Origin of the sequence: Elizabethkingia occulta (genome assembly GCF_002023715.1) — a bacterium.
Taxonomy (GTDB): Bacteria; Bacteroidota; Bacteroidia; order Flavobacteriales; family Weeksellaceae; genus Elizabethkingia; species Elizabethkingia occulta.
The window spans coordinates 515,586-528,960 of sequence record NZ_MAHX01000013.1; the positions used below are offsets into that span (position 1 = coordinate 515,586).

Annotated in this window: 13 protein-coding genes and 1 riboswitch; of the genes, 5 read left to right on the plus strand and 8 right to left on the minus strand. The window is 36.1% G+C overall.

Annotation, left to right across the window (positions count from 1 at the left end; all coding sequences use genetic code 11):
- Nucleotides 1–219 precede the first annotated feature (219 nt).
- Together BAZ10_RS08710 and BAZ10_RS08715 are read left to right on the plus strand one after the other, a co-directional pair.
- Nucleotides 220–702, plus strand: a complete 483-nt coding sequence (locus tag BAZ10_RS08710; RefSeq protein ID WP_078720787.1) for a DUF4920 domain-containing protein — start codon at nucleotides 220–222, stop codon at nucleotides 700–702.
- Nucleotides 703–910: 208 nt separating this feature from the next.
- A complete protein-coding gene (locus BAZ10_RS08715) occupies nucleotides 911–1,636 on the plus strand; it encodes a sterol desaturase family protein (protein ID WP_078771710.1) in 726 nt (241 codons plus the stop codon).
- Between the two features lie 9 nt (nucleotides 1,637–1,645).
- Here the strand turns inward: BAZ10_RS08715 and BAZ10_RS08720 are convergent, their stop codons facing one another.
- From BAZ10_RS08720 to BAZ10_RS08730, 3 genes are read right to left on the minus strand one after another with little or no spacing between them, the layout of a single operon-like run.
- Nucleotides 1,646–2,029 (minus strand): VOC family protein, encoded by a 384-nt coding sequence (locus tag BAZ10_RS08720; RefSeq protein WP_078771711.1) that lies wholly within the window; start codon nucleotides 2,027–2,029, stop codon nucleotides 1,646–1,648.
- Complete coding sequence (locus BAZ10_RS08725; protein WP_078771712.1) at nucleotides 2,022–2,312, minus strand: hypothetical protein; 291 nt, start codon at nucleotides 2,310–2,312, stop codon at nucleotides 2,022–2,024. Before BAZ10_RS08725 ends, BAZ10_RS08720 begins: the two co-directional genes overlap by 8 nt.
- A 37-nt stretch (nucleotides 2,313–2,349) precedes the next feature.
- The gene (locus tag BAZ10_RS08730; RefSeq protein WP_245803782.1) at nucleotides 2,350–2,625 is read right to left on the minus strand and encodes a hypothetical protein; all 276 of its coding nucleotides are present in this window, start codon (nucleotides 2,623–2,625) and stop codon (nucleotides 2,350–2,352) included.
- A 158-nt stretch (nucleotides 2,626–2,783) separates the two neighbouring features.
- Here BAZ10_RS08730 and BAZ10_RS08735 point away from each other — a divergent pair, with 158 nt between their 5' ends.
- The gene (locus tag BAZ10_RS08735) at nucleotides 2,784–3,062 is read left to right on the plus strand and encodes a hypothetical protein (protein ID WP_245803783.1); all 279 of its coding nucleotides are present in this window, start codon (nucleotides 2,784–2,786) and stop codon (nucleotides 3,060–3,062) included.
- Between the two features lie 86 nt (nucleotides 3,063–3,148).
- Nucleotides 3,149–4,954 (plus strand): chloride channel protein, encoded by a 1,806-nt coding sequence (locus tag BAZ10_RS08740; protein WP_078771714.1) that lies wholly within the window; start codon nucleotides 3,149–3,151, stop codon nucleotides 4,952–4,954.
- 104 nt (nucleotides 4,955–5,058) lie between these two features.
- Here BAZ10_RS08740 and BAZ10_RS08745 read toward each other — a convergent pair whose 3' ends face one another.
- A complete protein-coding gene (locus BAZ10_RS08745; protein WP_078720782.1) occupies nucleotides 5,059–5,391 on the minus strand; it encodes a YegP family protein in 333 nt (110 codons plus the stop codon).
- 215 nt (nucleotides 5,392–5,606) lie between these two features.
- On the opposite strand from BAZ10_RS08745, the gene BAZ10_RS08750 reads away from it, so the two are divergent.
- The gene (locus tag BAZ10_RS08750) at nucleotides 5,607–7,136 is read left to right on the plus strand and encodes a SulP family inorganic anion transporter (RefSeq protein WP_078771855.1); all 1,530 of its coding nucleotides are present in this window, start codon (nucleotides 5,607–5,609) and stop codon (nucleotides 7,134–7,136) included.
- Between the two features lie 75 nt (nucleotides 7,137–7,211).
- Here BAZ10_RS08750 and BAZ10_RS08755 read toward each other — a convergent pair whose 3' ends face one another.
- The 4 genes from BAZ10_RS08755 to BAZ10_RS08770 form a co-directional block, all read right to left on the minus strand.
- The gene (locus BAZ10_RS08755) at nucleotides 7,212–8,606 is read right to left on the minus strand and encodes a DUF5074 domain-containing protein (protein WP_078771715.1); all 1,395 of its coding nucleotides are present in this window, start codon (nucleotides 8,604–8,606) and stop codon (nucleotides 7,212–7,214) included.
- A gap of 71 nt (nucleotides 8,607–8,677) precedes the next feature.
- On the minus strand, nucleotides 8,678–9,613 hold the full coding sequence (locus BAZ10_RS08760) for a PKD domain-containing protein (protein ID WP_078771716.1): 936 nt from the start codon (nucleotides 9,611–9,613) through the stop codon (nucleotides 8,678–8,680).
- Nucleotides 9,614–9,643: 30 nt separating this feature from the next.
- Nucleotides 9,644–10,774 carry a YncE family protein gene (locus tag BAZ10_RS08765; protein ID WP_078771717.1) on the minus strand — a complete coding sequence of 377 codons (1,131 nt, stop codon included), beginning with the start codon at nucleotides 10,772–10,774 and terminating at the stop codon, nucleotides 9,644–9,646.
- Nucleotides 10,771–12,786: a TonB-dependent receptor gene (locus BAZ10_RS08770; RefSeq protein ID WP_078771718.1), complete on the minus strand. Its 2,016-nt coding sequence runs from the start codon at nucleotides 12,784–12,786 to the stop codon at nucleotides 10,771–10,773. Before BAZ10_RS08770 ends, BAZ10_RS08765 begins: the two co-directional genes overlap by 4 nt.
- Nucleotides 12,787–12,904: 118 nt before the next feature.
- Nucleotides 12,905–13,087, minus strand: a riboswitch (cobalamin riboswitch).
- Nucleotides 13,088–13,375: the final 288 nt, after the last annotated feature.

Genomic DNA, 13,375 nt, shown 5'->3' on the forward strand with positions numbered 1-13,375 from the left:
AATATATTCATAAATTTCTATAAATGGCTTTACAGTTCAGCGGTCATTATTTGATATTAAATTTCACTTTTTTGTTGAAAATTATAAAACATAAATTCTTTAAATTAGATGGTTTTGTTTTTATTTAGAAAAAGACTTTTCTGAAAACGCTGAACAGTTATAAATATAAAATGAGAGCACCAGAGCTCCCGAAATAATACAAACAACAATTTTAATAATATGAAAAAACTATTTTTTTTAAGCTTGCTTTTCATAGGCATTGCAGTGTCAGCTCAACTTCCGGAAGGGAATGCTAATGTCGGTGATGAATATGGTGCAGGTGTTTCACAGACAAAAGCGGGAACAGCCGTAAGCATGGCAGATCTGAATAAAATTCTGAACGAGAGAAAAGAAGTACAGGATATTACGGTAAAAGCTACTGTTACCGATGTATGTCCTAAGAAAGGATGTTGGATTACACTCGACAATCCAGATAAAACAAAGGTATTTGTTAAAATGAAAGATTATGCATTCTTCCTGCCTGCAGCGATTAAAGGAAAAACAATTTTACTGGATGGAAAAGCGCAGTTAAAACAAACTTCTGTTGAAGAATTAAAACATTATGCTGAAGATGCTAAGAAGCCACAAAGCGAGATTGACAAAATAACAAAGCCAGTAACGGAAATCCGTTTACTTGCCAGTGGGATAAGAGTTGCTCAATAACTTATACCTGTATAGAGTGAATAAAAATGATCGGATATTTATTCCGATCATTTTTTATTTTACCAATCGCACAAGGCAATAAAATAATATTGTCAAACTTTGTCAAGGTTTTATAGATGCTGCCTTTTGTGATTAATTCAATTTCCGGTTAAGATTGTAATCCGAATTTCATATTTTTATGAAACTAAAATAGGCACAAAACTAATTTATGAATTTTAATAGGCCTGAATTTTATGGCTATCTAAAAGTTTTTCAGGAGTTTTCATGGACGCAATGGTTAGTATTCAGTCTTGTGGTGAATGTATTTCTATATTTATTTTCCATAGGATTATATCTGTTTGTTGACAAAACATGTCGTAAAGACAAATTACAGAAAGAAGATCATCCTGTTACAAAATCAGATTTTTTATTAAGCCTGTTAACTGTTATTTGCAATAGCAGTATTATGCTGTTGGGAGTTCTATTATGGAAAAACCACTGGATAATATTGGATAGTAATACTCCGGCTGGTATTATATTTTTAGAGGTTATTGCACTTATCCTTCTGATGGATTTCTGTATGTACCTTTTCCATTATGCTGCTCACTCACCTTATATTTATAAAATATTACACGGAAAGCACCATGAGCATGTTAGTACAAACTTTTTAAGCTTGTTTGTGCTTCATCCTTTCGAGACGTTGGGCTTTGGGCTGATGATGATTGTATTGCTGATGTGCTATAATTTTTCTCCTGTTGCTATTGTAGTATATCTAACAATTAATCTTATATGGGGAACCATAGGACACCTGAACAGAGAATTTTTTCCAAAAAAATCAGACCAACTTGGAATCGGAACAACCAAATTCCATAATCTCCATCATATGAATGAAAGTAAAAATTTTGGTTTTTACACTTCTGTTTGGGACAGGCTTTTCGGAACTTATAAGGAGTAACTTACGAAGTTAGAAGTGCAGATCCTGATGCAGAGCTATTCTGTTGCCCTCACTATCTTCAAATTCAGCAACAGCGAAACCATACTTTTCATTCAAGGTTTTAGGATATAAAACTCTTCCGGCATGTTCCTGAACCTTTTTGAGAGTCTTTTCTATATCCTCTGTTTTAAAATATAGAATAACTCCGTTTTGAGTAGGTTTGTAAACATCACCCTTTACCAGAGCTCCTGTTATTCCGCTTTTAGTTTCTTCAAAAGGAAAGAAAGCCATCTCATAGTTGTCCATTATTTCTTTCTCAAAAGTAAAATCAAATATGGCTGAATAGAATTTTTCTGCCCGCTGAAGATCATTTACAGGAATTTCGAAATAAATAATGGGATTGGTCTTACTCATCAGATGTTATTATATTTTGTGCCTTCACTTCGTCCCAGCAGTTAACACAAACAATTTTGTAATCACAGTTGGTAAACCATTCATCGAAATCATCTTCTGTTTCTGCTTTATCGAACACCTGGTTACATTGATCGCACCAGGCATCTGGTCTGCCGGTATCGCCTTCATCATGTTCATGGAAGCCAAGCGGAGCATTACCCGATATACTATGTGCAAGATGGGTACATATCAATGCTATTTCCTGTTTTCCATGCTGTCCGCATTCTACAAATTTTTGTGACATTTACTTTGGTACTTATTTAAATTAGTCTTGTTGTCTGTTATTCGTCATTCCATACACGCATTTCGGCTGTACACCAGCCTGCAATAATGTCCAGTACATCATCAGCATAGTTTTGTAATTCTTCCGCAGATTCGTGTTTAATTTCTTTTACAATGCCTTCCGCATCTGCCTGATGCCCACCCAGATTACGAAATTCTATAAGCAAATCCCTAACCTCAGTACTTAACCCATTTCCCTGTGCGATATAAAACAGGAGTTTTTCTTTTAATGTTTCACGATCCATTTTGTGATTGTTGTTGAAAATTTTATTCATCTTTTTTATAAAAATACAGGTATATTTTTTTTCTGTATTTCAGGTATAAAATATGATAATAAAAAGGTTTTTTTAAAAATACGAATTTATTTTTGAAACCTTACCGAGATAAATGCTTTCAGAAGAAATAATATAATTAAATTTAAAAACAGGTATATTTGACGTATCAGATAAATGCTGAAAACTATTTATATCCGAAAAAACACATTATGCTTTCATCCGCTTCACTCAATTTAGAATCTGCACTTATTTATTTTATAATTCTTTCTTTTCTGGCATCGGGTTTTATTTATACATTAATCGTTCTTATTATCCATGCCTATCAGAAAAAACTAAAAAATTTCAGCTATTATTTTATTTCATATCTTATTTCCGGTATCATCGGAATAGTCCTGATATGCTTGTTTGGCTTCCTGTGGCTGGCATCTCTTAATTAACTTGGCCAGTTTATCAAGCTATAATTAATTATAAAAAAAATACACGAAGCCATAATTTTTAGAAAAATGAATCTTAATTTTGGGGTATGTCAAAAAATAGGAGGTCTAAAGGTCCAAGATTTATACGCCGGAGTATATACAATATAAAAAGTATATTGGGGCTGCTGAGGATCGTATTATCGGACAGGCAGTTTCTATACTTTTCTTGCGTTATTGTCGGGATAACCTCTGCATTGGCAGTAACGGTTCTGAAGACCTTTGCACACAGCGTCTTTCAATTTACCACATATGTTAATAAAATTCTGAAGTTACCCTATCTGAACAGTATACTTCCTATATTGGGTATTGTACTTACTGTACTGATTATTCGTAAATTTCTTAATGGTTCTCTCGAAAAGGGTACGGCTCAGATTATGATTGCTGTTGCCAAGAGGTCAGGGTTTATGCCTAAAAAGCAAATGTATGCACAGATTGTTACAAGCTCATTGACTGTTGGTATGGGGGGATCTGCAGGTCTGGAATCTCCGATTACAATTACCGGTGCAGCTTTAGGATCCAATTATGCCCAGGATTTTCGACTGAATTATAAGGACAGGACACTTTTGCTGGCTTGTGGTGTAGCTGCAGGGATTGCTACTGCTTTCAATGCTCCGGTTGCCGGGGTATTATTCGCTATAGAAGTGATATTAGCAGACATGAGCGTTTCGGCATTTATTCCGATTATGATTTCTTCGGCTACAGGAGCAATTATGTCGAACCTGACACTAAAAGGCGGTATTTTATTATCTTTTAAAAGAGGACTAAACTTCGATTATCATAATACAATTTATTATGTTCTTCTGGGCATTATCGCGGGATTTTTGTCTGTATACCATGCACGGCTTTTCCGTTGGGTAGAACACCGCATAGGAAATTATTCAAAAAGTGTTTATACAAGAGCTTTTGTAGGAGCTGGTATATTGGGGATGCTTATATTTTTGTTTCCCCCATTGTTTGGTGAAGGTTATGAGAATATAAAGGTATTGGCTAATAATCAGGCGGGAGAACTACTTGATAATTCATTGTTTGAAAATCTTAATGGAAATGAGTGGTGGATTATGCTTGTTGTACTGATTACAATGATGATTAAATCTATAGCAACAGGGCTAACACTTGGAAGTGGTGGTAATGGTGGTAATTTTGCGCCTTCACTTTTTGTAGGTTCCTACTTAGGTTACCTGGTTTCCAAGGCTGTTACACTTATCGGTATTAAAAACCTGCCCATAGATAATTTTACTGTTGTGGGTATGGCAGCTTTACTGAGTGGATTATTCCATGCGCCACTTACAGCAATATTCCTTATTGCTGAGATAACCGGAGGTTATGGACTGATTATTCCACTGATGTTGGTCTCTTCTATAAGCTATGCTATTGCAAAAAGATATGATAATTATAGCATGGATATTTATAGTATTGCTGATAAGGGTATTGTATTTACCTCCGATAAGGACCGTAATATTTTGGATAAAATTGATGTGAGCCTATTATACAGTAGCCATCTGAAAACAGTATTTACAGATTTTACCTCGCCGGAAATTAAAGATATATTTGTCAACACCAGCGAGAACTTTATTCCGGTACTGGATCGATCATTAATGATTCAAGGAATTATTATGCTAAATGATGTGCGGAAGCATCTCTTTTCTGAAGAAGAAGTCGACTTTTCCGAATTTATCATACCTGCCAATATTATATCTGTAGAAGAAACGACAGCAAACATAATCAGGATGATGGAAGACTCGCGAAAAGATTATGTCCTGCTTACCAAAGACGGAAAATATACAGGATATATATTGAAGTCTACCATCATGGATGCTTACCGACAAAACCTGAAAAAACTGAGAATAGAATAGTTCTGAAATATTTTTATAACACGGATATAAACCTAAAAAAGCTGCCTCTTACATCTGACTTTGCAAACATAGGAGACAGCCTTCTTTTTTATATCATAGCTGTTTTATACAGTAGTATCTTCTACGGAAGCTTCAGGGGCATTATTCTTTACAGAAGCTATACCATTATCTCTGCCGGCAGAACTTTCATACATTTCGCTTGTACCGATAATCTGTCCGTTGGTTGCTTTTAGATTGAAATAATGTTTACCATTGGATGAGGTTTTCCTGTCGAATTTATTATCATCCTGAGAATTTTTCTTTACCGATTCTATGCCGTTTTCGCAGTTAGCTTTGGTAGAGTAGCCTTCACTTGCTAAGATTACTTGTCCGTTAGTAGCTTTCAGGTTGAACTGAAACTCACCATTTTTTCTTTTTGAAATTTCAAATTTTCCCATAATGTTTTTGTTTAAAGTTAATGAAAATATCTGAAATATAATTCTTTATGTGTTTGTTGGGTAGAGGGAGTTCTAAAGATATTTCCGACTCCTGTTTTTGGCATTTATAGTTTTCTGTACCTTTGCAGCTGGTATTTTGTGCTGAACAAAATGTGAGTTATGAAATACTTTTTTGGCCGGGATTCTCTATGGCCAGAGCTTATACAATCAGTTTTATGAACAATATTTTAAATCTCAAGTCATTCAGGGAGATTAATTTTAAGAATGAATTACTGGCAGGGTTAACGGTTGCTATGACTATGATTCCTGAATCTCTGTCCTTTGCTATATTAGCCGGATTATCTCCTTTAATGGGACTTTATGCTGCCTTCCTTATGGGAATTGTAACGGCAGTTTTAGGAGGAAGACCAGGAATGGTATCGGGTGGAGCAGGAGCAACTGTTGTTGTACTGATGGCTTTGGCGTCATCTCACGGCGTTCAGTACCTGTTGGCAGCTGTTGTATTGGCGGGTATACTTCAGTTTCTGGTAGGAGTTTTTAAATTGGGAAAATTTGTGCGTTTGATTCCACAGCCTGTAATGTATGGTTTTCTGAATGGGCTGGCAATTATCATTTTTATGGCTCAGGTAGCCCAGTTTAAAATAGTACAGGATGGTGTAAGTGGATGGATGAGTGGAAGTATGCTGTATATAATGGCAGGACTTACATTATTAACGATTGCTATAGTACTCATTTTCCCAAAAATCAGTAAAGCTGTTCCTTCGTCTTTAGTCGCGATTATCATAGTATCGGTTCTTGTTTACTTTCTGAATATTGATACAAAAAAAGTTATAGATATTGCATCCGTAAGCGGTTCATTACCTTCTTTCCATATACCGGCTATTCCGTTTACTACAGAAACACTGAAGATTATATTTCCATATTCATTGATTATGGCCGGAGTGGGACTTGTGGAATCTCTACTAACGCTAAACATGGTAGACGAAATTACCAGAACAAAAGGAGAGTCTAACAGAGAAGCAATAGCGCAAGGAACTGCTAATATCGTCAATGGATTTTTCGGCGGAATGGGAGGATGTGCTATGGTTGCACAGACTCTTGTAAATATTGGAGCCGGAGCGAGAACCAGAATCTCTGCAATTATCGGAGCGCTGACTATTTTACTGATTATTCTTGCCGGAGGGCCTGTTATCGAACAGATTCCGATGGCAGCTTTAGTTGGGGTAATGATGATGGTTGCAATAGGAACATTTCAATGGGTTTCACTAAGGATTGTGAATAAAATGCCCAAGTCGGATATTTTTGTCGGAATACTGGTAGCTGTTATTACAGTTGTACTCCATAATCTGGCATTAGCAGTATTGGTTGGGGTTATAATCTCAGCTCTTGTTTTTGCATGGGATAATGCCAAAAGAATACGTGCCCGAAAGTCTATGGATGAAAACGGAAACAGAGTGTATGAAATATATGGTCCATTATTCTTCGGAAGCACAACAGCTTTCATGGATAAGTTTGATGCACTTACCGATACAGACAAAATTATTATCGATTTTAAAGAATCCCGTGTAGCAGATATGTCGGCTATTGAAGCGTTAAAAAAGCTAACGGAACAGTACAAAAATTATAACAAAAAAGTAGTATTGAGGCATCTGAGTGCAGATTGTGTACGTCTACTGGAAAATGCAGGCGGATTTATAGAGGTCAATATCGAAGAAGATCCTGTTTATAACGTAATGCCGGAGTAATTTTACCGAATAAAAATGAAGAAAGGGATCTGAATATTCGGATCCCTTTCTTACAAGTTAAATTACTTTAAATTATTATTGTGTAACGTCTATATTGACTGTTTTTTCCACGTACTTACCATTCGATACCGCTGAAATGGTGATTTTTTCTTTTCCTGTTAACTCTTTGGCTTTGATAATCAGTGAATCTGTTTTCAACTCGTAAGTTGCCAGCTCTGTACCTTTAGCGCTGATAGATTTTACAATAGAAGAAGAAGTATTATCAGCATCAACGATTTTATCATTTAGGGCAATGGCTCTTCTTTTTCCTGGTGCTACAATTATTTTATTCAACAAGATTTCAGGTGCGTTCACATCTTCGAAGAATGGTACAGCCGGGAACCAGTAATAACGTTCGTCTTGAGAGCTGGTACCATTACCGCCATTTACAACGATGCTCTTTTCTAATGTACCGCTATTGCCTATGATATGTATCCAGTTGTAGCTGCCTGCATCGCCCCAGCCATTACGTTTTACTGTTAATACCAGTTTGTCTGTCAATGGATCCACACGTAATCCTGCTCCGTAGAAAGCAAGCTGTACACCCTGATCGTCCTTACCTAAATCATAAAAAGAAGTATTAAGCGATTTAGTTGCTATGTTATATTTTACAACTGAATTTCCTTTTGCCCAGTATAATACGTTTTGTTTTGTACTAGCAGAAAGACTTCCTGCAGTCCATGCATACCATGTTGCACCGATTGGGGCATTGGTAATATCAATTTCATCCGTTTTTTCTAGTGTATAAGGATCAATCTGAATTAACTTTTTATTGGCTCCGATCCATACCTTACCATCTTTACTTTGTACAACAGAAGCAAAGTCAGTTCCACTGATTAATTTTTCTACAGTATTGGTTTTGGTATTGATTACATAAGCTCCTTTCGATTGTGTAATAGCAATTACATAATCACCTACTAAAAGCATATTTCCCGTTTGGCCGCTTACTCCTGTAATATTACCTTCTACTTTTAGCGTTTCGATATTGAATATAGAAATTCCGTTGCCTGTAGAGATATAAGCTTTTTTAGGGTTGATCCCCACAAAGGCACGTCCGTCACCACCGATTTCGGTAAGTACAGCTTTCATTTTTAAAGTTTTGGCATCTGCTACAACCAATCTGTTTTTTTGCTTGGATATTATGTAAGCATTATTTCCGTAAATAGTGGCAAACTGTGTAGTTACTCCAAGTTTTTCACCGTTGTTGGCTGCACGATAGGCTCTGTATATAATAGAACCATCATTTTTAAAATAGTTTACAGATCCGTTATCGTGTCCAAACCAGTCTTCGTTGGCAACATAAAAGCCTTGTGTAGATACTACTGCTGAAGGAGCAGATTCTAACGGTTCAACAAAATCATCATTAGAACATGATGACAACGCTAGAAAGCTCAATAAAGGTAAAGCAAAAGAAGTATATGCTTTTCTCATAATTTTTTTTTAATTTTTTAATAAATAGTTGATATATAGTAGTTTTGTGTTTTCTGTTTATGATAGTGGAGTTATTTTATTCGCAGATCATAAGCGCCCGTAACCTCAGTACTTACTTCTCCCAACATTCCGTTTTCCTGACGGATAGCACTGTACACTTTTACAAAGTCAATTCCGGGTAATTTTACATATTTTCCACTTTTATCTACTGCCCAGGAGATATCGATGTTAGATGCATCATTGTCATTAGTAGCATTGTCAGCATATCCAAATTCGAACGCAGCGGAACTCCATATACCATTGTTCTGTTTAAAATTATCGGCAATTTTGGTTCCTTTAAAAGTGATAGAAGATTCACCAAGCCACGTCGGATAATAGCTTTGTTTATGGAACGAGTTTTTGGTCAGATAGCCTTTGCTCCCCTGATTGTCTTCCCAACGGATATATTCCGTATCTGTCTGCCAATTTGCAGAACCTTTTACCGGAGTTTTAGATTCATCTGGTTTATAGTAGGTGATACTATAGTTTTTAATAGTAGTATCTTTAAAATACTCACTGCCCGCAATTTCATACCACTCATCTTCATCAGGCTTGCCATTTTTATTTTTGTCCCACGCAACCATTATAATTCCGGGTTCGGAGCTTCCGGCAAAAGTATTACCCAAAATTTTAAAATCAGCACCTTCACCATTTGCAACAGTATGGTCAAATCTGAAGGTGACATAGCCCCCAAAGCCTCCTAAGTGTATCATACCATTGGCCCCTTTTGCTATAGCATCGTTGGCTTTTTGTATCATATCTTTTTTAGTGTCCCCGGTATTATATTTTGGCAAATCGTTGGTGAATTGTCCCGGAGCAGGCATATAATCCAGCACTTCGCTAATGTATTTACTATAGACTACGGGCTCGGTGGTGTCATTGTCCGAAGAACAACTGTAGAGGCTTGTAAGGATAATACCTCCCAATAAAAATGTTTTAGCAATGTTTGCTTTGTCTGAAAATTTCATGGGTAATTTTTTTTATTATAGCGTCAATGTTTATTTATATAAAAATGCGAAGTGAGCCGGGATATTTCCGCCATCAGTCTTCCATTTGAAGTTTCCGTTTTTATCAAAACAATACAGACTTCCTGTGGAAACATAATTACCGGCATCGGTTATATACAAATCTTCTGTAATTGGATTTACAGCAATACCATAAGGGGTTTCTATCATTGTTTCGTATTCGGAACTGAATAGTTTTTTGGAAATAATTTCTTTGGTTTTGAGATCGATAATTCCGTAAGACTTTACTGTAGTTTTTGTATTATAGTTGAATGCATTACTTAGATAATAAAGCTTGTCATTGACAATAGTGAAATTACCGACTGGAATATTGAAGGTCTTTTTAATGGCTCCAGTTTGACTGTCTACAATAAATAAATTAGAAGATACCGTTTGATAGTCACCTCTGGAGGTTACATACAGATCGCCATTAGCATCTACTTTTAGTTTATTCAGGTTAATGGCAACGTCGTATTTAGTAGTTTCTTTAAAATTAGCTAAATCGATAACAGAAACTGTTCTGTCATAATTAGGTACACGATAGCCTCCGGAGTTAGCAACATAAAGTTTGTTTTTTACTACAGCCATTTCCTCTGGTTGATATCCAACTATTGCTTCACGGGTAACCGATAATGAGATAGTATCTATTTCCATTACTTTTCCCAATGGTGCTTTCGGATCCACAGATATAGGTCCTGCATAAGAGGAAACATAAGCTTTGCCATTAGCGAAAGCTAAAGACCTACCATTTTCCACTGTAATGCTTTTTATTTTTTTTACGGTTCTGGCATCCAAAACTTCAACTTTATTGGATGCATTTACCACAACATACATCTTGTTACCATAGATTTTAATGTCATTACCTACGTCACCCATCTCCTTTACTACATTTGGATTGGCTTCCGCATAGATATTGCGTGAATAAGTACCTTTAGTATAGTCAAAGTAATCCAGAGTAGCTTTATTACTGTTCATGTTGCCTTCGTTAAGAAGGTAAAAGCCTCTGGTTGCTATATCTTGTGGTGGAGTTATCTCTTCAGTTTCTTTCTGTATGATATACTGATCTCCACGGCAGGAAGCGAGGAAAACAATAAATAACAGATAAGCTAAATTTTTTATTTTCATAATGTGAAATTTAAAATAAACCTGAAGTTGCGTCCAGGCATAGGATAGTTAAGCACAACATCATAGTATTGATTGAAAAGATTATTGACTTCGAAAGATGCTTTCAACTGATGTTTATTCAGCTTAAAAGTTTTTTGTACAGACAGATCGTGGGTGTACCATGGGAGCAAATGGTTGTACTGAATATTATTCTGACTGGAATCATAACGCTCACCTACATATACAAAACTATAGTTCAGACCCCAGGATTTATAATCCGTCATCAGAGCAAAGCTGCCACTATTCCATGGTGTATAAGGAATCTGGTGGCCATAATAACTTTTTTTAGGATCTGTAAAATCTCTTGCTCTCTGGTAAGTATAAGTAAGGAGTGGACGTATGTGCCACAGACCCAGCTCCAGTTCACTTTGTAGATTAACATCTGTTCCTATAATTTCTACTTTACCAAGACTAAGGTTCATCCAGATAAACATATTACCATTGAAGGTTGATGTAATTTTATTAGTTACATTGTTGTAATAACCATCTACATTCAGGCTTATATTTTTTACGATTCCGGTGGAAAAGTTTTTGCGGTAACTAAAACCAACATCGTACTGATGTGTGAATTCTGGCTTTAGAAGCGACACCCCGAGTGTTTTATAATACATTTCGTTAAATGTAGGCAGTCTGAAAACCTGTTTGTAGAATGCTTTTAAATGAAAATCATGTTGGCTGAAAGGCTGATAGCTTAGGAAAAGAGCTGGTGTCCATTTGTTTTCATCTCCAGGTGCAGCATTTTGTAATACCTTATTTTGTACAAAGGTACCGAGTAAGCTTCCCTGAGCTTTTAGTCTTCCCCAACGGTAGTTGGTTGCTAAGGCTAGCAAAGTGGTATATCGCTTAGGATAACTAAAATTATAAAGGTTGGCAGCCATATTATTGTACTGAAAATCTGCCGATATACTTGCGTCCCAGTTGTTGTTGATCTGGTAAAGGGTAGAGGAGGATATGTAAAATTCCCGTTGTATATACTGATTGTCGATTTTTGGACGCTGAGGTGCAAGGGTGTCGATATAGCGATTATAGTCGTATGCAAATTTTGCTTTCAGCTGTGTTTGTACTTTTGGGAAGATCCTTTGCATCCAGCTTCCCTGAACAAAATAATTAGCATCTTTCAATCTCTGACCTTCATCGCCGAATCGCCCGTTTACAATAGCTCCAGGTAATCCGCGGTTAGATAAATATGCATAAGCTCTCACATCCCATTTTCCATTTTTTAGATCCCCATTAATGCTGGTTTCAAACCTTTTAGCTTTTACATCCGCATCATGTCGCTTTGCTATGGTGTCATAGGCTATCTGACCATTAGGATATTTCCGGTAATATCTGAACTTATAAATTCCGTCCGTGTCCATGTATTCTCCGCTAAGAGAAGCGGAAACCGAGTTAGAAATCTTTTGTTCTAATTTGAAAGAAGGATTGAACGTTTGTATAGAACCGCTTTTAGTTCGGACAGTAAGATTAGTTGTTCTATTATCTTTGAAGATTGTTTTTTTAGGCTGAAGATAGATTGTACCTGAGCTTCCAAAATCTTTTGCCGATTGGAAGATGTCACTTTTCTGACCATTGTACAATGTTATCTCTTCCAGATCATCCAAAGAAAACTTGCCAAGATCTACAATTCCATTTTGTGCATTACCAATGGGGATTCCATCATAAAAGACACCTACATGTTGTGCTCCAAGGCTGCGGATATCTACTGTTTTTAGTCCACCAACACCACCGTAATCTTTAATCTGAACACCAGAAAAGTAACGAAGAGCATCGGCAACCGAATTGTTATTCAGCTTTTCAATAATATCCGATGTCAGTTTCTGAGGAGGAATTACAGCACGTGAGTTTTTCTTGAAGATATCAACAGTTTCGACTTCTTTTATTCGTGTTGTATCTTTTTTCTGGGCAAAAGTAAATCCGGCTGCAAAAAGCAGAAATAAGGAGTATAAACAGGAATAGAGTAGTCTTTTTAGCATTGGCCTTACATTATATCAAAAATGTTTAAGCCTATGCAGAGAATATCAGTACGTGACTATCCCGGAGGGAAATCAGGGAGAGTTTATTCAGGTCGATATAGCTTTATTCCACGAAAGCATCAAACATATACTTCTGGCAGGTCTTCTGACTTACTTCTCCTTAGCGCCTTCCCATTACCATGGTAACAGTGACATATTGCTAATTTGTTTTGCGAAGTTTACAGCAGCGGGTCTGTTCAGGATTTACACCTGATTCCCTTTTAAGCACTTTTTAAGGCGCACCAAAAACTGGTGGCAAATATAGGTATTTATAACGTAATGTAAGTAATTGAAATATAAAGGAGTAAAAAGAGAATGCCGGCCACATATTAATCATACAGAAAGCGGCCGGCTTTCTCACCTATATAACTTATTAGTCCATTTCTAAAAATAGTCGAAGTGATTAATAATGAATATTACACAAATATAATATTTTATCACTATAAAGTGAATAATATAATGTATGAATTTATAAAAACAATTAGCAGTTACTGAATAATTTATCGTGAAATATACATTTTGAAATGACCAATATTATATGCCTTATAGA